18 protein-coding genes are annotated in these 25,588 nt (G+C 67.4%); 12 read left to right on the forward strand and 6 right to left on the reverse strand.

Translation table 11 applies throughout. From position 1 onward, the window contains the following. Positions 1 to 4: 4 nt before the first annotated feature. Together DB31_RS49800 and DB31_RS35340 are read right to left on the reverse strand one after the other, a co-directional pair. Positions 5 to 682, reverse strand: coding sequence for an imm11 family protein (locus tag DB31_RS49800; RefSeq protein ID WP_044196326.1), 678 nt, complete (start codon positions 680 to 682; stop codon positions 5 to 7). Continuing rightward, a complete protein-coding gene (locus DB31_RS35340; protein WP_157232323.1) occupies positions 672 to 869 on the reverse strand; it encodes a hypothetical protein in 198 nt (65 codons plus the stop codon). The genes DB31_RS49800 and DB31_RS35340 overlap by 11 nt, the downstream gene beginning before the upstream one ends. 98 nt (positions 870 to 967) lie before the next feature. Between DB31_RS35340 and DB31_RS45535 the strand changes: the two genes are divergently transcribed. Further along, complete coding sequence (locus DB31_RS45535; protein WP_052420503.1) at positions 968 to 1,456, forward strand: hypothetical protein; 489 nt, start codon at positions 968 to 970, stop codon at positions 1,454 to 1,456. A gap of 27 nt (positions 1,457 to 1,483) precedes the next feature. Here DB31_RS45535 and DB31_RS35350 read toward each other — a convergent pair whose 3' ends face one another. Together DB31_RS35350 and DB31_RS35355 are read right to left on the reverse strand one after the other, a co-directional pair. Next, entirely contained in the window at positions 1,484 to 2,131 is a 648-nt protein-coding gene (locus DB31_RS35350) for a hypothetical protein (protein ID WP_044196330.1), read from the reverse strand. Then, the gene (locus DB31_RS35355) at positions 2,131 to 4,305 is read right to left on the reverse strand and encodes a S46 family peptidase (RefSeq protein ID WP_044196332.1); all 2,175 of its coding nucleotides are present in this window, start codon (positions 4,303 to 4,305) and stop codon (positions 2,131 to 2,133) included. The genes DB31_RS35350 and DB31_RS35355 overlap by 1 nt, the downstream gene beginning before the upstream one ends. Before the next feature lie 113 nt (positions 4,306 to 4,418). Here DB31_RS35355 and DB31_RS35360 point away from each other — a divergent pair, with 113 nt between their 5' ends. The 3 genes from DB31_RS35360 to DB31_RS45545 all read left to right on the forward strand — a co-directional run bounded on the left by DB31_RS35360 (position 4,419) and on the right by DB31_RS45545 (position 8,438). Continuing rightward, positions 4,419 to 5,159: a M50 family metallopeptidase gene (locus DB31_RS35360; RefSeq protein ID WP_044196334.1), complete on the forward strand. Its 741-nt coding sequence runs from the start codon at positions 4,419 to 4,421 to the stop codon at positions 5,157 to 5,159. Positions 5,160 to 5,700: 541 nt separating this feature from the next. After that, entirely contained in the window at positions 5,701 to 6,417 is a 717-nt protein-coding gene (locus DB31_RS49280; RefSeq protein WP_157232324.1) for a hypothetical protein, read from the forward strand. Positions 6,418 to 6,641: 224 nt separating this feature from the next. Continuing rightward, the gene (locus DB31_RS45545) at positions 6,642 to 8,438 is read left to right on the forward strand and encodes a serine/threonine-protein kinase (protein ID WP_075306376.1); all 1,797 of its coding nucleotides are present in this window, start codon (positions 6,642 to 6,644) and stop codon (positions 8,436 to 8,438) included. Positions 8,439 to 8,465: 27 nt separating this feature from the next. On the opposite strand, the gene DB31_RS35375 is transcribed toward DB31_RS45545, so the two are convergent. After that, positions 8,466 to 9,125: an MBL fold metallo-hydrolase gene (locus tag DB31_RS35375; RefSeq protein WP_044196338.1), complete on the reverse strand. Its 660-nt coding sequence runs from the start codon at positions 9,123 to 9,125 to the stop codon at positions 8,466 to 8,468. A gap of 75 nt (positions 9,126 to 9,200) precedes the next feature. Between DB31_RS35375 and DB31_RS35380 the strand changes: the two genes are divergently transcribed. The 7 genes from DB31_RS35380 to rho all read left to right on the forward strand — a co-directional run bounded on the left by DB31_RS35380 (position 9,201) and on the right by rho (position 21,771). Further along, positions 9,201 to 9,998: a hypothetical protein gene (locus tag DB31_RS35380; protein ID WP_063769295.1), complete on the forward strand. Its 798-nt coding sequence runs from the start codon at positions 9,201 to 9,203 to the stop codon at positions 9,996 to 9,998. 309 nt (positions 9,999 to 10,307) lie between these two features. Next, a complete protein-coding gene (locus DB31_RS35385; RefSeq protein WP_157232325.1) occupies positions 10,308 to 12,692 on the forward strand; it encodes a DNA gyrase/topoisomerase IV subunit A in 2,385 nt (794 codons plus the stop codon). A gap of 12 nt (positions 12,693 to 12,704) precedes the next feature. Continuing rightward, positions 12,705 to 14,639, forward strand: coding sequence for a DNA gyrase/topoisomerase IV subunit B (locus DB31_RS35390; protein ID WP_044196342.1), 1,935 nt, complete (start codon positions 12,705 to 12,707; stop codon positions 14,637 to 14,639). 96 nt (positions 14,640 to 14,735) lie between these two features. Further along, positions 14,736 to 16,136: a PEGA domain-containing protein gene (locus DB31_RS35395; protein WP_157232326.1), complete on the forward strand. Its 1,401-nt coding sequence runs from the start codon at positions 14,736 to 14,738 to the stop codon at positions 16,134 to 16,136. A 53-nt stretch (positions 16,137 to 16,189) separates the two neighbouring features. Further along, positions 16,190 to 17,401, forward strand: a complete 1,212-nt coding sequence (locus DB31_RS35400; RefSeq protein ID WP_044196346.1) for a PEGA domain-containing protein — start codon at positions 16,190 to 16,192, stop codon at positions 17,399 to 17,401. Between the two features lie 51 nt (positions 17,402 to 17,452). After that, positions 17,453 to 19,948, forward strand: coding sequence for a signal peptide peptidase SppA (sppA, locus tag DB31_RS35405; protein WP_044196348.1), 2,496 nt, complete (start codon positions 17,453 to 17,455; stop codon positions 19,946 to 19,948). 248 nt (positions 19,949 to 20,196) lie between these two features. Further along, positions 20,197 to 21,771 carry a transcription termination factor Rho gene (gene rho / locus DB31_RS35410; RefSeq protein ID WP_075306378.1) on the forward strand — a complete coding sequence of 525 codons (1,575 nt, stop codon included), beginning with the start codon at positions 20,197 to 20,199 and terminating at the stop codon, positions 21,769 to 21,771. A gap of 66 nt (positions 21,772 to 21,837) precedes the next feature. Here the strand turns inward: rho and DB31_RS35415 are convergent, their stop codons facing one another. After that, entirely contained in the window at positions 21,838 to 23,391 is a 1,554-nt protein-coding gene (locus tag DB31_RS35415; protein ID WP_044196350.1) for a peptide MFS transporter, read from the reverse strand. 124 nt (positions 23,392 to 23,515) lie between these two features. On the opposite strand from DB31_RS35415, the gene DB31_RS35420 reads away from it, so the two are divergent. Beyond that, on the forward strand, positions 23,516 to 25,588 hold the full coding sequence (locus DB31_RS35420; protein WP_044196351.1) for an alpha/beta hydrolase family protein: 2,073 nt from the start codon (positions 23,516 to 23,518) through the stop codon (positions 25,586 to 25,588).

Genomic DNA, 25,588 nt, shown 5'->3' on the forward strand with positions numbered 1-25,588 from the left:
GGGGTCAGGAGGAAGGGGCTGGTGGCCCCTTGTGGCCCGGATCCCAGACGAACTGCTCGATGGGCGTCAGCTTCATGTTCGTGAAGCCGTGGCGCTGGACGAACTCGGCGAAGCGCTCGGAGACGACAATGTCCCCTCGAAGGCCACGGGGGCGGAAGATGTCCTCCCCTTGCCAGGTCCCCGGCTCCAGGGTGAAGCCATGGATGGTGTCGGCGCCACTGCCGCGACACTCCGGGCACGTTACCGGTTCATCGCGGCGGATGAGGCTGCGTGCCTCGTCGACGGCTCCGCGCCCGAAGCAGGCGGTGACGGCGAAGTAGCGGGGAACCGTACTGGGAATGGGTCCCCTGCGCTTTCTGTGCACCCGGACTACTTCGACGGGATGGAAGCCGAGCAGTCCTGTCAGCCCTTCGGCTCGAAAGGCCTCAGCCATCCGCTCGGAGATGAGAAAGTCATAGCCACTCGACTCAACGAAGTCCCCCAGGGCCGCTCCATACAACTCAAGCACGCCTCGGAAGGGCGGTACTTGGGGCAACATGCCGATAGGCTCACCGCACTGCGGGCAACGGTGGGCATCGCCTAGATGGATCGGCTCGACCGTGCTGAACTTGGTGTCGTGGCTCCCGAACAGCTCATCCTTGAGCACGAAAAAGCGCGGGCTTGCAGAGACGTCAGAAGCCATTAGGAAACCTCCGCACCATATCTTCGCGGCCGTATATCTCCCTCAGCTTCTTCATGAACTGCTCCGGCGTTGCTCTGTCGTAGCGCCTGAGCCACTCGATGATCTCCTGATCCACCTTGCGGTGCCAGTCTTGGCCGGGAACGGCGGGAACCTGAGCAGCCACGAACAGCACCAAGAGCGGTAGCATGCGCCACATCGTAAACGTTCGGTGGCCCGGTCGAATGAGGCCCGCCTCGTGGTCCTCTTTCACGCCTTGTGCGAGAATGCAGGCTCCCGGAGGGCCTTATGACGAACAGCCAGTTCGACCTTCAGAAGCTCCAGGTGGCGTCGCCCTGTTACGAGCGATGGGACCGAATGAAGGGGGATGACCGGGTCCGCCACTGCGCCAGCTGCAAGCTCAACGTCTACAACGTGAAGGAGCTCACGGCCGCCGAAGTCGAAGCGCTGGTCATGCGCACCAACGGCCAGCTCTGCATGAGGCTTTACCGCCGCTGGGACGGAACCCTGCTCACGCGTGACTGCCCCGTGGGCCTGCAGCGCGCCCGGATGCGGGTGGCCGCCGCCATGGCCACCGCCGCCGCCTTCGTGGCCGTGCTGCTCTTCCCCGTCCTGGTGAAGCTTGGCGCCCAGGAAGCCCCCCTGGAGCACCTCACCTTCGAGGAGCGCCTCGATGAGCTCCGGTGGAAGACCTACGACTGGCCCGTGATCGGCTTCGTGATGGAGAAGGTCTACCCTCCCCCACGCGCCACCATGGGCGTCATCCGAGCCCCCTGAGCGCCGCCCCCGAGGCCGTGCCGGGGCTCATTCCTCGGACTTCTGCCCCACGAATTGGTCGTCCTTCTCACGGAACAGGATGTTGAAGCTCGTCAGCGAGCCGTAGACGCGGGTGATGTAGCTCTGCATCTCCACCTTCTCGGCGTCCGACAGCTTCGGGTGCGCGTTGAGCTTCTGCTCCAGCGTGCGCAACCTGTCTCTCACCATCACCACCTTGTGAAACAGGCTGTCGATGGGCAGGTCCTTGGCCTGCAGGTCCGTCTTGCCAGGGATGAGCCGCAGCGTGCCGCCTTCCCACTTGCCCGCCAGGGGCGGCGCCTCGGTCTCGCCAGCGGCCTCCCGGAAGATCTCCATCAGCTCTTCACGCGTCATGTTCAGGTCTCCAAGGTCGACGATCTCGTTGGGGTCACTCTTGCGCCGCACCACGGGCGCCACGCTGCGCGCGGCCCGAGCCCGCGCGGACGGCTCGGCCTGGGGCACCGTCACTCCGCCACGGGGCGCAAACTTGTCACAGATGGGCGCAGAGGGCGGGAACAGCCCTCGTCCTGGGTAGATGCGGCACGGCCCCACCCACCCGCGGTGGTCTACCGAGTGCGCACTCCACAGCTTGCAGTTGCCACAGACCTTCTCCTGCGGCTGGAAGACGGGAAGCTCGGGCGTGGGAGTGTCCGCCATCAGCGTGCCTCCTTGACGGTAGCGGGCCCCTTGCGCACGCCCAGCTCGCGCAGCAGCGCATCCGCGTCCTCCACCTGATCCAGCATCCACAGCACGTAGCGCACGTCCACGTTCACGTTGCGGGCCACATCCGGGTTGTAGCCGAAATCATTGGCCACGTTCTCCCAGACGCGGTCGAAGTTCACACCCACCAGCTCGCCCTTGCCGTTCACCGTAGGGCTGCCCGAGTTGCCGCCCGTGGTGTCCGCGTCCGCCAGGAAGTCCACGGGCACGTCCTTGAGCGCCGGATCCACCCAGGGGCCGAGCTTCTTCGCCTCAACCGCCGCGAGCACCTTCGCCGGCACGTTGAAGGGCTCGGCGCCCGTGTGCTTGGCAACCATGCCCGTGAGCGTGGTCTGCGGGGTGTAGATGACGCCATCGCGCGGCGAATAGCCCTGCACCTTGGCGAAGGTCACCCGCAGGGTGCTGTTGGCATCCGGCGCCACGGGCTTGCCCGCCTGGGCCAGCACGGCCTTGCGCCACTCGGGACGCAGCCGCAACGCGGCGCCCTCCCGGCGATCCCTCAGCTCGTCCAGCTCGGTCACCTCCTTCGCCAGCTCCAGCCCAAAAGCCAGCAACGGATCCTTGCGCGCGGTGAGCTGGGCCTCGGTCTCCCCGAACATGGCCAGGCGGTCCGCGAGCGTGAGCACCTTTGTGCCCGCGTACATGGTGGCGACCTTCGCGGCTACCTGCTTCTCCGTGGCCTTGGCGCCGAAGTGCTTGTCCACCGCCGCGATGCGCTCCTCGGGCCCGAGCGCCAGGGCGCGCTTCACGAAGGCCTGGAACAGGCGCAGCTCGGCGGGGAGGAAGAGGTTCTTCTGCTCGCGCTCGAGCTGGTCCTTGAGCCGGGGCTGCTCGCGCTCCATGAACTCAGGCTCGCGCTCCAGATCCGGCTTGGCCCGCTCGCGCGACAGCCGCGACAGCGTCACCGCCATGGACACACCGCGCGCGCCCGCCCGGAGGTTGCTGAGGAGGAACTCGCGCTCGAACGTCTTGTCCGTGTCCTTCAGCGAGGAGAGCAGCTCCGTGCGGGCGCGCTGGGCCTCGGGGAACTTGCCGTTCTTCTCCACCCAGCGGGCCACGGTCTCCTCGGCCTCGCGCTGCTTCTCGATGATGCGCCCGCGCTTGAGCCCCGCGAGCTGGCCGCCCGAGTTCTTGTAGCGGTTGTGCAGGCTCTTGAGCGTGGAGGCGACGGCGATCTTTCCAGCGGGGTCCTTCTCGCCCACCTCCTCGAGGATGCGGATGGACTCGCCGTACACGTCGATAATGCGCGGATACACGCGCGACTGGCGCTGAGCCATCTCATCGGCCAGCAGCGCTCGGTAGGTGGTGCCCGGGTAGCCGAGCACCATCGCGAAGTCCCCGGGCTTCACGCCCTGGGTGGCCAGCGGGAAGAAGAACTCGGCCTTGTACGCCTCGTTCTTGTCGCTGTACGGCGCGGCCGAGCCATCCGGAGCCGTATAGGCGCGGATGATCGAGAAGTCGCCGGTGTGGCGAGGCCACATCCAGTTGTCCTCCTCGCCGCCGTACTCGCCCACAGCGCGCGGCGGGGCGTAGACGAGCCGCACGTCCATCAGCTCCACCGCGTCCACCAGCACGTACTGGAGCCCGCCATCGAAGGTGGACACCTGGCAGCGGGTGGCCGGGCGCTTCTCGCACGCGGCGACGAGCTCCTTCTGCTTGCGCTCGATGGCCTTGTAGCGCGTCAGGTCATCCGCGCCGGCAGGCACCGCGGCCAGCACCTCCTTCGTGACGTCCGTGAAGCTGCGAGGCACCTGGACGCGAGCGCCCTTGCCGGGAAGCTCCGCCTCGCGGCTCGTGGCGAGGTAGCCCTGGGTGATCAGGTCCCGCTGGGGGGTGCTGTGCTCCTGGACGATGGAGAAGACGCAGTGGTGGTTGGTGATGATCAGGCCGGTGGAGGAGATGAAAGCGCCCGAGCACCCACCCACGTTCACAGCGCCCGCCAGGAGCCCCGTTCCCCGCTTGGGGTCCCACAGCCGCTGAGGCGGGACTTCCAATCCCTGGGCCTTGAGCCAGGAGGGATCGAGCTCGAGGACTTGCTGGGGGGTCCACTTTCCCTCTCCGGCGAGGGCCGGGGCTGCAACCAGAAGGAGGAGCAGGAGTGTCTTCTTCATAGGGCCTTTCCCTACCCCGTCTAAGGCCCGCAGGCGACCCCCTGTGTGCGGTCAGGTCGTTTTCAGTGGAAGATGCTGCGAGCAGGCGTGTTCCGAAGCTGGAGGAAGACGAAATGCAGACCGCGAGCGGAGCCAAGCTGGACAAGGGGCGAGTGGCCTTGCTGCTCGTGTTTCTAGGCCTGGGCTGGTTCTTCTGGGACTCGCCCCTCTTGCGGCCCGTGAAGCTGCTGGTGGTGATGATGCACGAGAGCGGGCACGCGATCGCCAGCCTGATCGTCGGCGGCTCGGTGGACAAGATCACCCTGAAGGCGGACGAGTCCGGGGCGTGCTTCTCCATGCTGCCACCGGGGGTATTGCGGCAGGTGATCGTCTTCTCGGCAGGCTACCTGGGCAGCGCGGTGATGGGAGCGGTGCTGCTGCTGGCGACCTTCCGGTTCCGGCTGCGACGGCTCGTGCTGGGCGCGGCGTGCGTCTGGCTGGCGGTGATGGGGCTGCTGTACGCGCGAGACATGTTCACGCTGGCCTTCTGCCTGGGCACGTCGGTGGTGCTGGGGCTGGCGGCGAAGTTCCTCCCAGAGGGAGCGGTGGAGGTGGTGAACCTCTTCCTGGCGGCCTTCACGGCCCTGTACGCGCTGTTCGACTTCCGGAGCGATCTCTGGGACAGCCGGGTGCGGGACATCAGCGACGCGGCACTGCTGTCGCAGCAAACGTGGGTGCCCGCCATCATCTGGGCGGTGATCTGGACGCTGATGGGAGTCAGCCTCTTGGGTTGGGCCGCATACAAGTCGATGCACGCGGACCCCCGGTCCCCGCAGATGCGCATGCCGCCGCTGTCCTCGGCCCGACGCTCCTGAGGGTCTTCTCGTACGAAAGAGCCAGTGGCTCGGGCATGAGCGCACTCACCTATGACGGTCCTTACCGCGTCACGATCCGTAACAAGCCCGACCCCAGAATCGAGCATCCCCAGGACGGCATCGTTCCACCTGGCTGTTCGTGGCGCCTAACGTTAGCGAACGTGGACCCGCCACCCACACTCGCAGTATCATCTCCGCCATCACTTCACACTCGCGGTAAACAGAGGAGTCTGACGATGGTACGGATCGCAGCATTGGTTGTGGGTCTTGTACTGGGTGGCTCTACGGGTTTGATTCTCACTCCTGCGAAGGCGGTTGCCTCCAGCCCTTCGATCGAGTTGCAGAGTGCATCCCAGACTCTAGGTGATTCGCGGGAGGAAAATGCCTCCACACCCGGAACCTCGAGCCCAGTACGGTGCTGCGTGACATGCCCAACTCAACAAGCTTGCGGCACCTGTGTCTTCCTGGCGTGTGGCTCGTGCTGCATCCCCCGCTGATCCCGCGCGGCCAGAGAGGCAATTGAACCCTGTGTCGCTTTGTCTTGATCCGTGCGAAGGGTGTTGCTGTGGGTGAAGACGCCAAGCGCTGGCTTCTGGCAGGAGTCCTCGCTGGAGGCATTGCGGTAATTGGTGCGCTGCTCAGCCTGGGTGGCACCGATCAGCCACCCTCCCCTCGAGCAGCCAGGGTCGACCCATCACCGCAGGCCCCGCCGCCTCTCGGCAATGGGACAGTAAAGGCAGACCCACTTCAAATCGAGACGTTGCGGCGCCGCATCGCAAGCCTTGAGAAGGAACTTACGGCGGCGCGCGCAGCGCCCGCCCCTGTCGAAAAACCCGTGATCATCACGCCAGTGCCGCCCGGCACCCAACCTGAAGAATCTGCCCCGCTGCCGTTTCCTCCTGATATCCCCACAGCGTACACCCCCCAAGCATTTCAGCGGGTCGCGCTTGAAGCTGCGAGGGTATGCGGGATGGGAATCAACGTCTTCGCTGTAGAATGTTCGGAGTTCCCATGCATCGCGTGGGCTCGTGCGCTCGACGCAAAGGTGCAGCGATTTTCGATGGATGAGTGCGCTCCGTGGGTAGAGGTGTTTCAGGGAACGGTCGTGTTTGGCGCTACGGGCAAGAATGCTGGAGGTGAAGAGGAGCGCTACTTCGGTTGGATGCCCATCCCGCCAGACACGTCACTGCAACCCACCATCTTCAAGCGCAGCCAAGCGCGGGCACGCGAGCTGAAGGAGGCCGTAGGCCTGCATTGAACGAACAGCGCGCGGGGTAGGCAGCGCGACGAACGAACATCGTCCGCGTCTCCAGTTCCTCGACATTGACGGAGTGCTGACGGAGGAGCGCGGTCACACAGGCGGCGATGCCGAGCTGATCGTTGCTGTAGACCTTGAGAACGGAACGGCAGTCATCGGCCGGCCGCCTCTGACAGCCGCCTGCGCTTCACGGGGAGCCCTCGGGCCGACTACGCTCCGGCCCCGTGTCCTCCTACACCGTGCTGCACTTCGCGCTCGCGGGTGCGTTCTTCGTCCTCGCCCTCTTGCACTTCGCCACCTGGGCCGCAGTGCGCTCCCAAGCGGTTCAGCTCTGGCTCGCCTCAAGCTTCCTCGGGTTCGCCGTGCTCAGCATGGCGACCGGCCTGACCAGCTACCAAGCCGGTGTCCTGACCGCCGATACACGCCCCTGGCTCCTCCTCGGCGTCCTTCCTTCCATTCCCCTCCCCTACACCCTCCTTCGCACCGTCTGGTCGCTGCTGGATGTCCCGCTCACACGGTGGCGACGCGCCCTGCTGGGAGTGGCCCTCGTCATCGGTGCGGTGCGAGTGCTGGATGTGGCGTGGTCCCTCCTCAGAGTGGCCGCGCCAGAGGGAATCTTGGAAGCGCCCGCGCCTGCCGCCGCAGGACTGAGCCTTCCCCTGTTCTGGCTGCTCGCCACCTGTGTCGCCGGAACCTGGGCCTTCGAAGCCGTCCGGCTCCTGAAGCGCCGCGGCGCGATGGCCGTGGCCGTGCTCGCCGCCTCCTTCTTCGCGCTCCTGCTCCTCGGCCGTGAGCTCGCCATTGACGTGGGCTGGCTCCCGGGGCGTCCCCTCTTCGTGCTCGTGGGCCTCCCCTTCCTGCTCCTCGCCTCCACCTCGCTCGCCATTCTCACCGCGCGCTCGCTCCGGGGCGCGGACCTCGGCACCGGCATTCACCGCTACCGACGGCTCACCCAGCTCGGACGCGGCGGCATGGGTGAGGTGTGGCTCGCGGTACGCACCGGGCGCGCGGGGTTCCACCGGCTCGTCGTCCTCAAGCGAATGCTGGAGAATGACGCCGACGACCCGGCGGTCCAGGTCCAGCGATTCATCGGCGAAGCCCGTACCTCCGCGCGCCTCCATCATCCGAACATCGTCTCGGTCTACGATCTCGGGCAGATCGACGGTGCCTGGTTCATCGTCATGGAGTACCTGAGCGGCGTGAACGCGCTCGACCTCGTCCGGCGCGTTGAAAAAGGAGGCTCGCTGCCGCTCGAGGTCATCGTCGAGATCTGCCAGCAGTCCCTGCGCGGGCTCGCCTACGCACACGAGCAGGGCGTGATCCATCGCGACATCAGCGCGGACAACCTCTTCGTGTCATTTGACGGGGTGGTGAAGGTCGTCGACTTCGGAATTGCCCATCGCGCTGGAGAGGCCCAGGAGCAAGTCCTCTCGACAACCTCCAGCCCCATGCCGTCGGAGCCGCGGCTCACGCAGGTCGGCCTCGTCATTGGAAAGGCCCCGTACATGCCGCCTGAGCGACGCGAGGGAGGCGAGGCAACCGCTTCCGGCGATCTCTTCGCGCTCGGCTGTGTCCTCTACGAGCTGCTGTTCGGCGCGCTCCCCGATGTCTCCGCTGAGAGCCTCCAGCTGCCGCGTCTGGAGCGGCCTGAGGCACCCGCCGCAGCCCAGCGGCTCCGGCAGGTTCTCGCCGTCGCGCTTCACCCCCAACTGGAGCGGCGCTTCGCCGACGCAAGGGCCTTTCAGCGAGCGCTCGATCCGGTCCGGAACGAGCTGCCGGCGGTAGAGCTCGAGCGCTGGCTGCGCGAAAACTTCTCGGAGCGATGGACGCGCGAACGAGGGCTCTTGGAGCTCAGCGATCCCACGCCCGCCGAAGTGGAGGCGCTGCGCACGCGCGAGCAGCCCCCGCAGCCCAGCGCCGCAGACCAGACCACGCAGATCATCGAGCCCGGAGCACCCAAGCCCCCCAGTGAGCAGGAGACACGCGTGCAGCCGCGTGCCCCCGGAGCCCAGCGCCGCTGAGCCCGCTGAAGGGGTCTCCCTGCGCCCTCACCGGCGAGGGCGCATCCGGTACGCCACGAAGGCGGCCACGTCCGGGAAAGCGAAGTAGGGGTTCGTGCGCCGCACCTCCCCCATCGCCGCCACCGGCACCTCCGCGTAGTCATGCCCCGGCCACAGCCGCGTCTCGTCCGGCACCTTCAGCAGCACCTGGCTCAGCGACCGGTACATGTCCTCCGGGCTGCCGCCCCTCAAGTCGCACCGCCCGCATCCATTGATGAAGAGCGTGTCCCCGGACACCAGCGCATCCCCCGCCAGCAGGCAGTGCGAGCCCGGCGTATGCCCCGGCGTGTGCAGCGCCTGGAAGCTCCGGCTTCCCACCGGAATGGCCTCTCCTGGCCCCACCGCCTTCAGCGCGTCGCCCGCCAGCGAGCGCAGATCCTCCGAGAACGCCACCTCCTCGCGCTGCGCGTACACGGGCACATCGTGCCGGGCCAGCAGCTCCGGGAGCCCATTGATGTGGTCCTTGTGGCAGTGCGACACGAACGCCCCCACCAACTGCTTGCCCTGCTCGGCCAGCGCCTGCTCGATCGCCCCCACCTCCCAGGCCGGATCCACCACCAGCACCTCGGGGGACCCCTGCACCCCCACCAAGTAGACGAAGTTGTCCATCGGCCCGAGCTTGAGCTGATGGATGTAAGGCCTCTCCATGAATGACCTCCCTGGCTGATAATCCTGCATACTGCCTTCCCAGCCCATCCCTAGCCCATCCCCCGGAGGCCCCGCTTGAAGAGTCCGCTGCTGACGCTCGCCTGTACCCTCATTGCCACCGCGAGCGTTGCCGCCGCTCCTCGCTCCACCTTCAAGTACTCCCCGCCCAAGGAGGACGGAGACGATCAGCGCCCCGTCATCGTCGACGCCACCATCGGCCCTCAGGGCAGCGACTTCGCCATGCGCCTGCGCTTCGACAAGGAGCCCTGGGGTGAGGCCTGCAAGACTCGCTGCGCCAACGCCACCCTCTTCCTGGACACCGACAACAACACCACCACCGGCATCCAGCTCGGCAAGAAGCTCCCCGAGACAGGCGCGGACATGGTCGTCGTCATCCAAGGCTCCCGCGAGTACAGGGGCGACAGCTCCACCTCGGTGCTGCGCGTCAAGGTGCGACAGCTCACCGGCGAGGCCAAGACCGTGGAGGAGGGCGAGGCGCTCGCCGACTACGACAACAACCAGGACCCCGAGCGCGTGCAGATCGACGGGAACACCGTCTACCTGCTCATCGACACCACCGGCCCCACCCTGCCCTCCGGCCGCAAGGTGCGCGTCGTCTACCACCCGCCCGCCGCCAAGGCGCTCGTGGCCACCATTGAAGGCATGCTCAGCGGGGGCTCCAACGCCAACGTCCGCATCTTCCGTGGCAGCGGCAGCAAGAAGGGCTGGGGCAGGCCCAGTGAGGCGGGTACTCCCACGTCCACTCCCAACTCGGGCTCCCAGGGCATTAGCCCTCGCCCCGGCGTCAACCCGGGCTCCCAGGGCATCCCTCGCTCGGGCGTCAACCCGGGCTCCCAGGGCATCCGCCGGTAGCGTTCAGCCCTCTCTCCACACACCTGGGCACATCTTTCTGACGCCCGCTGTCCCGATCACCCTCCAGGCAAGCAAGCCTCCCGGTCCTTGAATTCCTCGCTGGGAGAGCGGGTTTTATTGGCACCATGAACTGAACACCTGTATAGGTGTCCGGATCACGAGAGGCTGCAACCCCTCGAATTCGTTCCCTTTGTCAGTCGGCCATGGTAGGCGGGCCGCCAGACGACACACCGCATCCTTGAATTGCGGAGTGCGCAGGGCGCGCGCCGGGTTCGGGGAACGGACGTTCCTTTGCCTGAACACATGAGCATGCTCGCACAAGCCGATTCCAAGACACGCAAGAAGCAGGACGCCTCGGGCAACGGGGGCGGCCGAGGTGGTGCCACGGCGGGCGGCAGCGGCGGGGGTGGAGACTCCATCGCGGCTCCCCTCGCCGAGGAGGCCCGCCGGCGCTACCTCAACTACGCGCTGTCGGTCATCACCTCGCGCGCCCTGCCGGACGTGCGAGACGGCCTCAAGCCGGTGCAGCGCCGCATCCTGTACGGCATGTACCACGACCACCGGCTCACCCAGGACGCCAAGTACCAGAAGTCCGCCAAGGTGGTCGGTACCATCATGGGCCAGTACCACCCGCACGGCGACACGGCGATCTATGACGCCCTCGTGCGCATGGCCCAGGACTTCTCCCTGCGCTACCCGCTGGTGGACGGCCACGGCAACTTCGGCTCGCTGGATGGCGATGCCGCGGCGGCCATGCGTTACACCGAGTGCCGCATGGCGGGCATCGCCAACGAGCTGCTCGCCGAGCTGGGCAAGAAGACCGTCGGCTTCCGGCCCAACTACGACGGCACGCTGTTCGAGCCCATCGTCATCCCCGCCCGCGTGCCGCAGCTGCTGATGAACGGCACCACCGGCATCGCCGTGGGCATGGCCACCAACATCCCGCCCCACCACCTGGGCGAGCTGTGTGACGCCCTGGTGATGCTCATCCAGGACAAGGAAGCCTCGGTGCGCGACTTGATGAAGTTCATCAAGGGCCCGGACTTCCCCACCGGCGGGCAGATCCTCAACAGCAAGCAGGAGCTGCGGGAGATCTACGAGTCCGGCCAGGGCAGCGTCCGCATCCGCGGCGAGTATGACTTGGAGGACATGAAGCGCGGTGGCCAGCAGATCGTCATCACGTCCATTCCCTACACGGTGAACAAGAGCAACCTGGTGGCCAAGATTGGCGACCTGGTGCGCGAGCGGAAGCTGCCGCTGCTGCTGGACGTGCGCGACGAGTCCACGAAGGAAGTGCGCATCGTCCTGGAGATCAAGAAGGACGCCAGCCCCGAGCTGGTGATGGCGTACCTCTACAAGCACACGCCACTGCAGACGACGTTCGGCGTGAACCTCACCTGCCTGGTGCCCACCGAGAACCCCGAGGTGGGCGCGCCGCAGCGGCTGGATCTCAAGAGCATCCTCCAGTACTTCCTGGACTTCCGCTTCGAAGTGGTGACCAAGCGCTTCCAGCACGAGCTGGGCGAGCTGCTGAAGCGGGTCCACATCCTCGAGGGCTTCGAGAAGGTCTACGACGCGCTCGACGAGATGATCAAAATCATCCGCGCGTCCGAGGGCAAGCAGGACGCGGCCAAGAAGCTCATGGCCCGCTTCAAGCTGGATGAGATCCAGGTGGACGCCATCCTGGAGATGAAGCTCTACAAGCTGGCCCGGCTGGAGATCCTGGTCGTCGAGAAGGAGCTCGGGGAGAAGCGCGCCGAGATCAAGCGGATCGAGGGCATCCTCAAGGACAAGAAGAAAATCTGGGGCACCGTCAAGAGCGAGCTGGACGAGATCAAGGCCGCCTACAACGACAAGCGGCGCACGCGCATTGGCGGCGCCGGCTCCGAAGAGGTGGAGTTCAGCGAAGAGGCCTTCATCGCCGACGAGGACGCCCACGTGGTCCTCACCCGCGACGGCTGGATCAAGCGCGTGCGCGAGGTGAAGGATCCGTCCACCACCCGCCTGCGCGAGGGCGACGCGGTGATGACGGTGCTGGCCGGCAGCCTGAAGGCCAACCTGGTGCTCTTCAGCAACATGGGCGCCGCCTACGTCACCCGCTTCAACGACGTGCCGGCCTCCACCGGCTACGGCGACCCGGTGCAGAAGCTGTTCAAGTTCGACGACAACGAGCGCATCGTCGGCGCGCTGTCGCTGGACGGGCGGCTGTCCAAGCCGGAGAAGCTCGTCGCCGTCACCAAGGACGGCCTGGGCCTGCGCTTCGCGCTGGAGGGCCACACGGAGGTCTCCACCCGCTCGGGCCGCCGCTACGCCAAGACGGGTGAGGGCGATGAGATCATCGGCGTGCAGCCGGTGGGCGAGAAGGACCTGCTCGCGGTGCTCACCGACAAGACGAGCGCCCTGGTCTGCAAGGCCAACGAGGTGAACGAGCTGCAGGGACCGGGCAAGGGCGTGATGGTCATCAAGGTGGAGGACGGCGACCGCGTGGTGGAGTTCCTCTCGGTGCCGCCGGGCCAGAAGGACAAGTCCATCGAGTTCGAGACGCAGAAGGGCCGCAAGCTGTCCCTGAACCCCGGCAAGTACGAGGTGACGGGCCGCGGCGGCAAGGGCCACGAGATGTCGCGCAAGGATGCGGTGAAGGAAGTGATTCGCCCCGTCACCTTCATCCCGCTGCCCGAGCAGAAGAAGGATTAGCCGAGGGACACCATGGCGACGAAGAAGGAAACCTATACAGGTGCAGACATCCAGGTCCTCGAGGGCCTGGAGCCGGTGCGCAAGCGCCCGGCCATGTACATCGGCGGCACCGACAGCACGGGCTATCACCACCTGCTGTGGGAGATCCTCGACAACTCGGTGGACGAGGTCATCAACGGCTACGCCACCACCGTGGAAGTCACCCTCCACAAGGATGGCCGCACCATCACCGTCACGGACAATGGCCGCGGCATCCCCGTGGACATCATGCCCAAGTACAAAAAGCCGGCGGTGGAGGTCATCCTCACCACGCTGCACTCGGGCGGTAAGTTCGAGCAGGGCAACTACATCCACTCGGGCGGTCTGCACGGCGTGGGCTCGTCCGTGGTGAACGCCCTGGCGCGCAAGATGATCGTGGAGATCAAGCGCGAGCATAAGAAGCACGTGCAGACGTATGCCCGCGGCAAGGCCACCACCCCGCTCAAGGTCGAGGGCGGCCCAGTGCGCGGCACCGGCACCTCCACCACCTTCGAGCCGGATCCGGAGATCTTCGGCGAGAAGCAGAAGTTCGACGCGGAGCTCATCCGCGAGCGCCTGGAGGCCAAGAGCTACCTGCACAAGGGCATGACGGTTGTCTGGACGGACAACACGGCCCATCCGCACGTCCACGTCACCTACAAGCACGACGGCGGCATCGCCGAGTACCTCACCAAGTGGGTGGCCGAGCGCGCCAAGCCCGTGGTTCCGGCTGGGAGCACCGGCTTCTACCACTCGCGCGACAACGAGGTGCGACTGGAGGCCGCCCTGGTGTGGACGGAGGCCACGGATGAGACGATCCGCTCCTACGTCAACGGCATCCCCACCGCCCAGGGCGGTACCCACGAGGCCGGTCTGCGCGGCGCCGTGGTGAAGGCCGTGCGCAACTACATCGAGACGCACGAGCTGACGCCCAAGGGCGTCACCCTCACCGCGGAGGACATCCGCGAGGGCATGACGGCCATCCTCTCCGTCTATGTGGTGGAGCCGCAGTTCCAGGGCCAGACCAAGGGCCGCCTCAACAACCCGGAAGTCACCGGCCAGGTGGACGGCGTGCTGCGCCCCGCGCTGGAGAAGTGGCTCAACGACAACAAGAGCATCGCCGAGGCGGTGGTGGCCCGCATCGTCCTCGCCGCCCGCGCGCGCGAGGCCAGCCGCGCCGCCTCGCAGGCCGTGAGCCGCAAGTCCGCCATCAGCCACCGGCTCAACCTGCCCGGCAAGCTGGCCGACTGCTCCTCCACGGATCCCGGCACCAGCGAGCTCTTCATCGTCGAGGGTGACTCCGCAGGTGGCTCCGCCAAGCAGGGCAGAGATCGCCGCACCCAGGCCATCCTCCCGCTGCGCGGCAAGGTGCTCAACGCCGAGCAGGCCTCCACCGACAAGGTGGCCGGCAACAAGGAACTGCAGGACATCGTCAGCGCGCTGGGCTGCGGCATCGGCTCGGACTTCGACATCTCCAAGCTGCGCTACGGCCGTGTCTTCCTGATGATGGACGCCGACAGCGACGGCCACCACATCGCCACGCTGCTGCTCACCTTCTTCTTCCGGCACCTGCGCCCGCTCATCGAGAGCGGCGCCGTCCACATCGCCCAGCCTCCGCTCTATAAGGTGGAGCTCGGCAAGGAGACGTACTGGGCGCTGGATGAGGCGGATCGCGACCGCATCATCCGGGAGAAGACCAAGGGCAACGCCAAGCCCAACATCATGCGCTTCAAGGGTCTGGGCGAGATGACCGCCGACGAGCTGAAGACCACCACGCTCGACCCCAAGAACCGCAAGAGCCTCCGGGTCACCATCGACAACCCCCTGGAGACGGACCGCGTCATCAACGACTTGCTGGGCAAGGACGTCAGCGCCCGGTTCAAGTTCATCATGGAGCGGGCGGGCGAAGTCCAAGAGCTGGACGTCTGATCCGCTTCCTCCTGTGAGGGGGGAGTTGGGCCCACCCCGGCTTCTCCCGGCTGGGGAATGGTGTCCGGGGGGCCGGGTCGGGTAGCATCCGCGCCCGTGTCTACCGTACGCCTTCTCCTCGTCCTGATGTTGACCCTGGGCCTCTCCGCGGAGGCTCAGACTTCACGCCGGTCCAAGAAGACCAAGCCGAAGAAGCCGGCTGTCACCCAACCCGTCGCCGCTCCCGAGGAGCCGGCCTCCGACGCTCCCGACGAGCCGGCGGCTGCTCCAGAGGCCGCGTCCAAGCCGGCCCGCGACGCGAAGCCCGAGGCTCTCGCGAAGCCTGATGCCCCGGTCCGGGCCGCTCCCAGCGACGCCGCCGTGGTGTTTGCCATCCCCCGCTCCGCCGGCGCCGAGCCCGCCGCCATCCGCCTCCAGGCCGAGCTTGCTCGCCTGCTCGGCAGCAAGCCGGACGTGACGCTGGTGGATCTGGCCACGGTCTTCCCGCCCCCCGAGCCCCCCTCCACCCAAGAGGGCGACGCGCTCTATGAGCAGGGCAAGGAGGCCTACGACAACCTGGATCCCGAGGCCGCAGCCGGGAAGTTCACCTCGGCGGCCGAGGCCTATGAGAAGCACCCGGCCTCGCTGAAGCCCCAGCGCCTGGCCAAGACGTTCATCTTCCTGGGCGCCTCGCAGTTGCTCAATGGGGACAAGGAGGGCGCGAAGAATGCCTTCCTCCGCGCTCTGGCCGCCGACCCTGGCACCCAGCCCGATCAGGGCCTCTTCGACTCGAACGTGCACACCGCCTTCACGGACGCGCAGCAGCAGTTCAACTCGCAGAAGCCGGGCTCGCTGGACATCGACTCGAAGCCCTCGGGCGCCCGCGTCACCGTGCGCGGAGAGGACGTGGGTGTCACGCCGCTGAAGAACGTGCCCGTCCACCCGGGCCGCCACCCCGTGCTCATCACCCTGCCCGGCTACGCGCCCTACGCCTCCTATCCCCAGGTGGCCTCCGAGAGGACCGCCGAGGTGAAGCCCCAGCTCGAGCCGCTGCCCGCCCTGGCCGAGGCCATCGCCACCGCCACCCGCGCCTCCACCGAGAAGGCCTTCGACTCCGACAAGATGCCCCCGGAGCTGACGGCGCTCGCGGACAAGCTCGGCGCCCGCTACGTGGTCCTTGCCGCGGTGCAGCAGAAGAAGTCCCCCGAGGCGGTGCTGCAGGTGTGGGATGTGCGCACGAAGAACCGGCTGCGGGGCGTGGAGATTGAGCTCCAGTCCAAGAGCCCGGAGCACAGCACCGTGGCCGCCGCGGACCGCGTCCACGGCTTCCTCACCGGGCGCTTGCTGGCGGACTCGGGCTCCGACTCGAAGATGCCGCAGCTCGTCAAGAAGCCCTGGTTCTGGGCCGCGGTGGTCGGAGGTGCGGCGGTCGTCACGGGCGGTATCCTGTACGCCACCCAGAGTAACAAGGGTGGCCCGCTGGGTCCGGTCACGGGCTTGCCGGGGATTGGCTTCTAGCGGATTGAATGACAGCCTTCCGGCCCGCGTCCGGCAGGTGTCGAGGTCTCCCCATGAAAGCCCTGGTACTCGCTGTGCTGTTCCCCGCTGTGGCCCTGGCCGCGCCGCCCCCTACGCCGCGCCGGATCAGCGCGTTGCTCATCCCCATGGACCAAGGGGCGGAGGGCCACAGCGTCAGGCTCGAGACGTACATGAATGAGGCGCTGGAGCAGTTCGCCGGCTTCACGGTGAAGAAGCCCGAGGAGCTGTTCGGCATGCCTCCGGATGACGAGGCCGCAGCCTCGCTCAAGCGCGGGCAGAAGGGGCTCGAGGAGAGCCTCGAGGCCTACAACGCCCGCGACTACGATGACGCAGAGCGCAAGCTGCGCGCCACCCTCAAGGAGCTGCAGGGCGCCGTGGGCGCCATGGGCTCGTGCGTGGAGTTGTGCGAGGCCACCGCGCTGTACGCCGCCGTGCTCTACCTGCGCGGCGACACCGAGGAGGCCAAGCTGAACCTGGTGGACCTGATGGCGCTCAACCCCACGTTCGAGCTGAGCACCAAGCGCTACAACAAGGACTTCATCGCTCTGCGCGCCACGGTGGCCACCAGCCGCAGCTCGTCGCTGCGCGGCACCGTCACGGTGAAGACCCAGCCGCTGGGCGCCCGCGTCTACCTGGATGGAGAGTTCCAGGGCTACACGCCGTTCACGCTCCCGGCCATGCAGGTGGGCAAGCACATGATCAAGCTGAGCCGCCCCGGCTTCCGCCAGCACGGCCAGATCATCGAGGTGACACCGGACGACGCGGAGATCACCGCCGAGCTCTCCCCGACCAACAACTACAAGAAGTACGACTCGCAGCTGGACAAGGTGGCCAGCGAGATCGTCAAGACGACGCCGAGCCCGTCCTCGGTCACCCTGGGCAAGGCCCTGTCCATCGACCGGGGCCTGCTGGGCACGGTGAAGGATCTGGGCCCCAACGGCACGGAGCTGGTGGTGGGCTTCTTCGACCTGCGTGATGGAAAGAAGCTCGCTGGCCGCCGGATCGTCCTCCAGGGCGACGAGTTCGGCCAGGAGAAGCAGGAGATGAGCCGGCTGGTGAACTACCTGGTCAACAACGGCATGGGTGGCGGGGAGCAGAAGGTGAAGGCCTCGGACCCGCTGGAGAACCGCCACGGCATGGAGGAGTGGAACGGGGAGGACCAGGGAGGCCGCGGCCGCCAGGTGACCGAGAAGAAGAAGAAGGGCGACCCGCTCGACGGAGTGAACGGAACTGAAGACTGGTAGCTCGCGGCGCTTGTCCGCCTGGGGCGGGAGCGGCCTAGAGTCCCGAGGCGTATGCGCCTCCTGGCCCTGCTCCTGCTCCCGCCGCTCCTCTTTCCGTCCGCCGCACTCGCTCAGGCCAACGCCATCATCCGGCCGCTGGTGAGCTCTCGCGGCGTGACGGTGCCCACCGAGTCCACCGCCACCGTGGACGAGGTCACCGCCCTCTCCCTCAACCCCGGCAGCCTGCGCTTCGTGGACGGGCCCCAGCTGCTCTTTCTCCACGAGCGCAACCGGGTCCAGGATCAGGTCGGCACCGGCCTCTTCGTGGGCACCACCCTGCTGGGTGCCGTGGGCGTGGGCTACGGCGTGGAGTGGCTGCGCAACCGCACCGAGCCGGACTACCGCCGCAGCTCGCTGGGCTTCTCACTGGGCACGGACACGCTGGCCCTGGGGGCCACGTACCACGCGTTCGGCTCGGCGGATGAGTCCGTGGAGAAGCTGTCCAGCTGGGACATCGGCCTGTCCGCGCGGCCCTGGCGCGGGTTCTCCTACAGCGTGGTGGCCCGCGACATCAACGAGCCCGAGCAAGGCGAGTACCGTGTCGTCCGCACCTTTGATCTCGGCATTGGCGTGCGGCCCTTCGGCGACCGCTACACGCTGGGCGTGGACTATCTGTTCCGCTCGGGGGGGCTGGACGAGGGGCGCCTCACCTACGCGCTGAAGGCCGAGGTGTGGCCGGGGCTGCGGCTGGGCGGAGGCCTCTCGCACGGCCTTCGCAGCGGGCAGGAGCTGGCGTTCCAGCTGTCCGCGACGCTGGACACTTCGCACTTTGGCTTCACCTACGCTGCGGGCGGCACGGACCGAGGCCTGGACCACGTGCTGGCGGTACGCCTGTCCAGCGACAAGTACCGCGCGCTGGGCCTGTCCTCGGGCGTGGTGGCGATGGTGGACCTCAACGACCGGCTCACCGGAGGGACGAGCCTCGCGGTGTCCCTGCTGGGAGGCTCGGCAGACGATCCGTACCTGGCGCTGATGCGCTTCCTCGACCTGGCCATCAAGGATCCACAGCTGCGCGGCGTGGTGCTGAAGATGGAGGGCCTGCCCGGCGTGGGCTGGGGCCAGGCCGAGGAGCTGCGCCAGGCCGTGATGCGCCTGCGCCGCTCCGGCAAGAAGGTGATGGCCGTGCTGCTCTCGTGCGACGACAAGGGCTACCTCGTGGCTTCGGCGGCGGACCAGGTGTACGCGCTGCCCGCGTCCTCGCTGCTGCTCAACGGCCTGTCCGCAAGCGTCGTCAGCGTGGGCGGGACGATGGAGAAGCTGGGCGTCAGCTGGGACGTGGCCCGGGTGGGCGAGTACAAGACGGCTCCCGAGCAGCTCACGCGCAAGGACATGAGCCCGGCCGAGCGCGAGACGGTGAGCGCGCTGCTGGACGTGGAGGTGGCCTGGTACGAGCAGGCGGTGACGCTCATGCGCAAGCTGCCCGAGGGCCGCCTCCGCGAGGTTTGGTCCGTGGGCCTCATCCCCGCGAAGAAGGCGCAGGAGCTGGGGCTGCTGGACGGCATCCTCAAGGATCAGAGCGAGCTGGAGCAGAAGGTCTACAACCTGGTGCCGGGCGCCACCTACGCGGCGAACTACCGGCCTCGCGGCGAGCGCGAGACGCTCTGGGGCCGCCGCCGCCGCATCGCCGTGGTCCCCATCCTGGGCACCATCGCCGGAGGCAAGAGCCGCGAGGATCCGCTGGGCTTCTCGCGCATCGCCGGAGCGGAGACGGTGGTCCTGGCGCTCCAGCGCGCGCAGGAGGATCCCTCCGTCATGGCCATCGTGCTGCGGGTGGACTCGGGCGGAGGGGACGTGCTCGCCTCGGACCTCATGTACCGCGCGGTGACGGAGGCCAAGAAGCGCAAGCCCGTCATTGCCTCCATGGGGGATGTGGCGGCCTCCGGCGGCTACTACGCAGCGGTGGGCGCGGATGAGATCTTCGCGGGCCCCACCACCATCACCGGCAGCATCGGCGTCTTCTACTTGAAGCCCGCGCTGCAGGGCCTGCTGGGAGACAAGCTCGGCATCACCCAGGAGAACCTCCCGCGCGCCCCGCTGGCGGACATGCTGGACTACTGGCGCCCGTGGAAGCCCGAGGAGCAGGCGGCGATCCAGGCCTGGGTGGACGCCACCTACGACGACTTCATCACCTACGTGGCCCAGGGCCGGAAGATGGAGAAGTCCCAGGTGGACGCCATCGCCCGGGGCCGGGTGTGGTCCGGCAAGGACGCCCACGCGAAGGGGCTGGTGGACAGGCTGGGCGGCTTCATGGAGGCGGTGGAGGCGGCGCGGACCCGAGCCAAGGTGGAGGCCTCGGAGGAAGTGGACCTGGTGGTGTACGGCGAGCCCCGGGGCCTGTTCTCCTCGCTGGGCGGCGAGCCGAACGTGCTCACCCGGCTGCTCCCCGAGCCTGCTCAGCCTGCCCTGCCGCCAGGGCTGCAGGCGCTCCTGCGGGAGTCCGGGCTCACGGCCGGGTGGCTGGAGCCGGGGCTGAAGGCCGCCATGCCCTTCACCCTCACCGTGGAGTGAGTCTCCCTCTGGACAGAGGGTAAGAAATTCTGCGGGCTCTCCGTGGGTCTCTGGTAATGTGAATGTTGCCCTCGGGCCGGCTTTCGGGCCGCTGGAGGGTTCCAGGGACCGGCGGTTTCGGTCTCGAGGACCCGCGCATGGAGCGCAGGCAGCCTCGAGCACCCCGCGTCAGGCTCCCTGTCCCACATGTCGAGTCGTGCGCGCCCTGCCCAGGCAGGGCTCCGTGTGCGCAGAGCCTTCGGAATTCCATGAGCGAGAACAGCGACAACACTGATCCCCGTCCCCCTGCCCCGCCCCCTCCCGCCGAGGCCGCTCGGCCCGAGCCGCCCGTCATGGATGACGACGGCGGGGATGACGGCGGAGACGACGAGGGTCCTGATGAGGGAGGCGACGCCTCCGGGGCGTCCGGTCCAGGAGGCCAGCCCGGCCCTGGTGGCCAGGCCGGGCCAGGAGGCCGCCGCCGCCGCCGCCGCCGCCGCCGCCGTGGCGCGCAGGTGCACTTCACGCCCGAGGGCCAGGCCTACCGGACGCAGCCGGGGCCGGACGGGCAGATGGTGCAGGTGTTCCTCACGCCGCAGGAGCTCGAGCAGTACAAGCAGCGGCTCGCCCAGCAGCAGCAGCAACAGCAGAGCCCCCCGCCTGGGCAGCACGCGCAGCACGGCGGGCAGCAGCATGGCCAGCGGCAGCACCACGGCGGAGGCCAGAGCCAGGCCGCGCCGCAGCAGAACCTGACGCCCGTGGAGGGCGTGCTGGACACGGAGGCCAAGGGGCCCAACGCGTTCCTGCGGCAGCTCAAGAAGAACCTGCTGCCCTCGCCGGATGACCCGGAGTTGCCGAAGAACCTGGTGCAGAAGTTGCGCCTGCGGCAGGGCCAGTACGTCACCGCGTTCGCGCAGATGCGCGGCACGAAGGGCGTCATCCAGAAGGTGGACACGGTGGACGGCCGCCCGCTGGACGGGGCGCCCCGGCTCCCGCACTTCGCGGATCTCACCTCGGTGGATCCCCTCGAGCGCATCAAGATGGAGCACGGCCACCGCGAGATGGTGACGCGGGTGCTGGACTTGATTGCCCCGATCGGCAAGGGCCAGCGCGCGCTGATCGTCGCCCCGCCGAAGACGGGTAAGACGATCATGCTGCAGCGGATTGCTCAGGCGGTGATCACCAACCACCCCGAGATCCACGTGATGGTACTCCTCATCGACGAGCGCCCCGAGGAAGTCACGGACATGCGCCGGAGCATCAAGGCCGAGGTGCTGGCCTCGAGCTCGGACCGCCCGACGGGGGATCACCTCAAGGTGGCGGAGCTGGCGCTGGAGCGCGCGCGGCGGCTGGTGGAGGCCGGCAAGGACGTGCTGATCCTGCTGGACTCGATCACGCGCCTGGCGCGGGCCTACAACAAGGAAGTGGACAGCTCGGGCCGCACGCTGACGGGCGGCGTGGACAGCCGCGCGCTGGAGCGCCCCAAGCGCATCTTCGGCGCGGCGCGCGCCACCGAGGAGGCTGGCACGCTGACCATCATCGGCACGGCGCTCATCGACACCGGCAGCCGCATGGACGAAGTGATTTTCGAGGAGTTCAAGGGCACCGGTAACTCCGAGGTGACGCTGGACCGGTTGCTGGCCGAGAAGCGCATCTTCCCGGCGATCAACATTGCCCAGTCCGGCACCCGCAAGGAGGAGAAGCTCTTCACCCAGAAGGAGTACGAGAAGGTGAAGAAGCTCCGGCAGATGCTCTTCTCGGTGAAGCCGGTGGAGGCCATGGAAGCGCTGGGCAAGCGCCTCACCCGGTACACCTACAACGACGAGTTCCTCGACGAGCTGTAGCCGCGGTCACCGCGGGGACTGAGGGAGCGTTCCTCAGTCCCCTGCCGCTGGGGGCCTCGGCCCTCGTTACGTCACGGTGCCGCTCACCGTCGAAGCGGGCCGCGGCGGCTCCTCGGGCTGCATCGCCTTCTTCAGCGGCTTGTTGAACAGCGCGATGGCAATGCCCGCGCCCACGCCCAGCACCATCAGCATGAGGAAGAAGGCGTCCTTGGACATCGACGTGTAGAACTGGCCGATGTAGCCGGAGAGCACGTTGCCCAGGAAGCTCGACAGGAACCACATGCCCATCATCAGCGAGACGATGCGCACGGGCGCCACCTTGGTCACCAGCGACAGACCGATGGGCGACAGGTAGAGCTCACCCACCGTCAGCAGCATGGTGCAGAACACCGGCCAGAAGAGGCTGCCCTTGCCATCGCCCACGATGCTGGCTCCGGCCACCATCACGATGAACGAGCCGCCGAGGATGAAGCAGCCAATGGCCATCTTCGCCACCGAGGACGGCTCGGAGCCCTTCTTGGCCTGCATCGCCCAGAAGCGATCCAGGAACGGCGCGAAGGCGAAGATGAAGAACGGGTTCACCGACTGGAACCACGTCGACGAGGCCCACGACGGCCACGCCGTCTTCTCGTCGGCCCACGTCTGCATCGTGTTGCCCTGCTGCTCGTAGACGGCCCAGAACACCACGTTCAGCAAGCACAGCGCGATGAGCGCCCACACCCGGTTCCACTCGTTCTTCGTCAGCTTCTGCTTCGGCGGCGCCACGGCGCCCTGCTTGCGCTCCTGCAGCGTGTCCGGCGCCAGGAACTCCTTGCCCAGCATCTGCACCACCAGGCCGATACACATGCCGATGCCCGCAGCCAGGAAGCCATAGCGCCACCCGTACACGGCCGCCAGCGTGCCGCAGACGAAGTTGCAGATGAACGCGCCGATGTTGATGCCCATGTAGAAGATGGTGAAGGCACCGTCCCGCCGCGAGTCCCCCGGCGGATACAGGTTGCCCACCTGCGTGGAGATGTTCGGCTTGAAGAAGCCGTTGCCGATGATCAGCAGCAGCAGGCCGACGAAGAACAGGTTGTCGGCCCCGAACAGCACGAACTGCCCCAGCGCCATGATGATGGCGCCCACGTAAACGGACTTCTTCTGTCCCAGGTACTTGTCGGCCACGAGCCCGCCGAACACCGGCGTCAGGTACACCAAGCCCGTGTAGAGGCCGTAGAGCAGCGACGCGTTGGGCTCCACACTGCACGTCTGCCGGGCGATGGTGTTCGCCACTTCGGCCGCCATGCCCGCATTGCTGGCCAGCAGCACCTTCGCCTTCTCCGCCGCGCACGCATCGAGCGTCGCGGGATCAATGGTAGGCAGCAGCGACCGGATGAAGCCCCAGCCCAGCACGTCGTCCGGATTGCCCGAGCCGTCGAACGCCTTGCCCTGCAGCGTCTGGCGCACGGAGATGAACAGGTAGTTCACCATGTAGAGCTTCAGCAGCCCGCGCATTCCGTAATACGAGAAGCGCTCCCACATCTCGGTGAAGAAGAGGACGAAGAGCCCCACCGGATGCCCCATGAACTGGCGGTTCGAGGCGGGTCCCTTCCATTCAGAAGGTGCAGCAGATGACATGAAGGCTCCTTAGGCCTTTGAGCGTCGCAAGCGAACTCAACACTGCCTCGCCCACCCCCGCAAGCATGGATGTCGCGGCCCCTCCTCCCAAGTAGGGCCCCCACTTGCTAGGGTCCCTCAGCCCATGCGTACCTTCCCTTACCCACTCGCGCTTGCCTTGTTGCTCGCCGCTTGTGCCAGCACGCCCCCGCCCTCGCCCGAGGCCGCGCCCGTCGCCGGGACGCACTCGGCCGAAGTCGGCGCTGCTTCGCCCACGGGAGCGGATCCCTCCGCACCCTCAGTATCGGGGCGCTCGGGGAGTGAGGGCGTGGCGAAGCAGGAGCCGGACGTGCCCTCGGGAGCGGACGCGGCGCGGATTGCCGAGCTCGCACGCCACGTGACACCGCTCGTGGACGCGTTCATGAACACGGAGGCGCTGTTGACGCAGGACGGCAAACGCGTGGTCTTCGTCTCCAACCGGGACGGACTGCCGCAGATCTACGTCGCGGACGCCGCGCGCCCCGACTCCGCAGCGAAGCGCCTGGTGACGTGGCCCGAGCGCATGAGCATCGAGGCGCTCACCCCCGATGGCCAATCGCTCCTCTTCTTCTCGGACAAGGGAGCGGATGAGAACTGGTCCATCTTCAAGGTGGGGCTGGATGGATCGGCGCCCGTGGAGCTCACGCCGGGCGAGACGATGAATCGGGATTCTCCCCTCCTGCCCGAGCTGGCCCCCAGCACCGTCTACTTCAGCGGCCGCCGCAAGGAGGAGGTGCCTGCGGCCGTGTATGCGGTGCCCATCACCGGAGGGGCCGCGCGCGTCCTCTACCGCGACGACAAGCCGGGCTTCCTCACCGACGTGAGCCGCGATGGCAAGCAGTTGCTGTTCCAGCGCTACCTCACGGGCTCGGAGAACTACCTGCTGAACCTGGACACGGCGACGGGCCAGAGCCGGCAGCTCTATCCCCTGGCTCCAAGCCAGGTCACCATCACCGCCGCCCGGTTCTCCGCGGACGGCAAGACGGTGTTCGTGGCCACCGACGCGGGCGGAGAGCAGAACCTGCTGCTGGCGCTCGAGGCCCAGAGCGGCAAGGAGCTGGCGCGCTACGTGGTGACGAACCCCACCACGGCGCCCATCCGCCTCGTGATGGCGGCGAAGACCGGCCATGTGCTCGCCCTCACGTTGGATGCGGGCAACCACAGCGAGCTCCGGCTGCTGGATGCGCGCACGCTGAAGCCGCTCGCCCCGGTGGCCATGCCGCTGGGCCTCGGAGGCGCGCAGGGCTTCTCCGAGGACGGCCGCAAGCTCACCGCCATCTGGTCCACGCCTGCCGCACCCACGGACGCGTGGGTGATCGACGTGAAGACGGGCAAGGCCACTCCGCTGCGAAAGGAGCCGCGACCCTCGCTCAAGCAGGTCCCCGCGATCGAAGCGAGCATCACGGAGATCCGCGCGCACGACGGGCTGACACTGCCCATCAACGTGTACCTGCCAAAGGGGCGCTCGGGGAAGCTGCCCGTCATCGTCGCGTACCACGGTGGGCCCGCAGGCGGCGCGAAGATCCGCTGGGCCGCTCCCGCCGCCTTCTTCCTGTCGCAGGGCTATGCGTGGGTGGAGCCCAACGTCCGCGGCTCGGGGGGCTTCGGCCGTGCCTTCGAGGCGGCGGACAACGGGCGCGGGCGCATGGAGGCCTTCAAGGACATCGAGGCCACCGGCCGATGGGCCGCCTCTCAACCCTGGGCGGATCCCAGCCGAGTCATTGTGTACGGCGCCAGCTATGGCGGCTACACCGTGCTGGTAGGACTGACGCGCATGCCCGGCCTGTGGCGTGCGGGCGTGGACATGTACGGCGTCGCGAACATGAAGACCTTCATGGCAACCACCAGCGGCTTCATCCGCGAGCTGTTCCTCCTGGAGATGGGCGACCCCGAGAAGGACGCGGCCTTCCTGGAGTCCATCTCCCCCCTGCGAGACGTGGACCAGATCGTCGATCCGCTCTTCGTCTATGCAGGCGAGAATGACCCGAGGGTGCCTCGGAGTGAGTCGGATCAGATCGTCCACGCGCTGCGGGAGCGGAAGATCCCCGTGGAGTACATGGTGGCGGAGAACGAGGGCCACTCGCTCGTACGCCGTGACAATGTGATCGAGTTCCTGTCCCGCGTGGCACGGTTCCTCGAGAAACACGCGGGCCCGGCCCAGACCGCGCAGGCGCACTAA

Source organism: Hyalangium minutum, from assembly GCF_000737315.1.
Taxonomy (GTDB): Bacteria; Myxococcota; Myxococcia; order Myxococcales; family Myxococcaceae; genus Hyalangium; species Hyalangium minutum.

Bases quoted from the DNA above. Each gene is read 5' to 3' on its own strand.
- DB31_RS35390 (WP_044196342.1), top strand. From the start codon at position 12,705: ATGGCGACGAAGAAGGAAACCTATACAGGTGCAGACATCCAGGTCCTC.
- DB31_RS35355 (WP_044196332.1), bottom strand. From the start codon at position 4,305: ATGAAGAAGACACTCCTGCTCCTCCTTCTGGTTGCAGCCCCGGCCCTC.
- DB31_RS45535 (WP_052420503.1), top strand. From the start codon at position 968: ATGACGAACAGCCAGTTCGACCTTCAGAAGCTCCAGGTGGCGTCGCCC.
- rho (WP_075306378.1), top strand. From the start codon at position 20,197: ATGAGCGAGAACAGCGACAACACTGATCCCCGTCCCCCTGCCCCGCCC.
- DB31_RS35360 (WP_044196334.1), top strand. From the start codon at position 4,419: ATGCAGACCGCGAGCGGAGCCAAGCTGGACAAGGGGCGAGTGGCCTTG.
- DB31_RS35385 (WP_157232325.1), top strand. From the start codon at position 10,308: ATGCTCGCACAAGCCGATTCCAAGACACGCAAGAAGCAGGACGCCTCG.
- DB31_RS35420 (WP_044196351.1), top strand. From the start codon at position 23,516: ATGCGTACCTTCCCTTACCCACTCGCGCTTGCCTTGTTGCTCGCCGCT.
- DB31_RS35340 (WP_157232323.1), bottom strand. From the start codon at position 869: ATGCTACCGCTCTTGGTGCTGTTCGTGGCTGCTCAGGTTCCCGCCGTT.
- sppA (WP_044196348.1), top strand. From the start codon at position 17,453: ATGCGCCTCCTGGCCCTGCTCCTGCTCCCGCCGCTCCTCTTTCCGTCC.
- DB31_RS35400 (WP_044196346.1), top strand. From the start codon at position 16,190: ATGAAAGCCCTGGTACTCGCTGTGCTGTTCCCCGCTGTGGCCCTGGCC.
- DB31_RS35375 (WP_044196338.1), bottom strand. From the start codon at position 9,125: ATGGAGAGGCCTTACATCCATCAGCTCAAGCTCGGGCCGATGGACAAC.
- DB31_RS35415 (WP_044196350.1), bottom strand. From the start codon at position 23,391: ATGTCATCTGCTGCACCTTCTGAATGGAAGGGACCCGCCTCGAACCGC.
- DB31_RS49800 (WP_044196326.1), bottom strand. From the start codon at position 682: ATGGCTTCTGACGTCTCTGCAAGCCCGCGCTTTTTCGTGCTCAAGGAT.
- DB31_RS35350 (WP_044196330.1), bottom strand. From the start codon at position 2,131: ATGGCGGACACTCCCACGCCCGAGCTTCCCGTCTTCCAGCCGCAGGAG.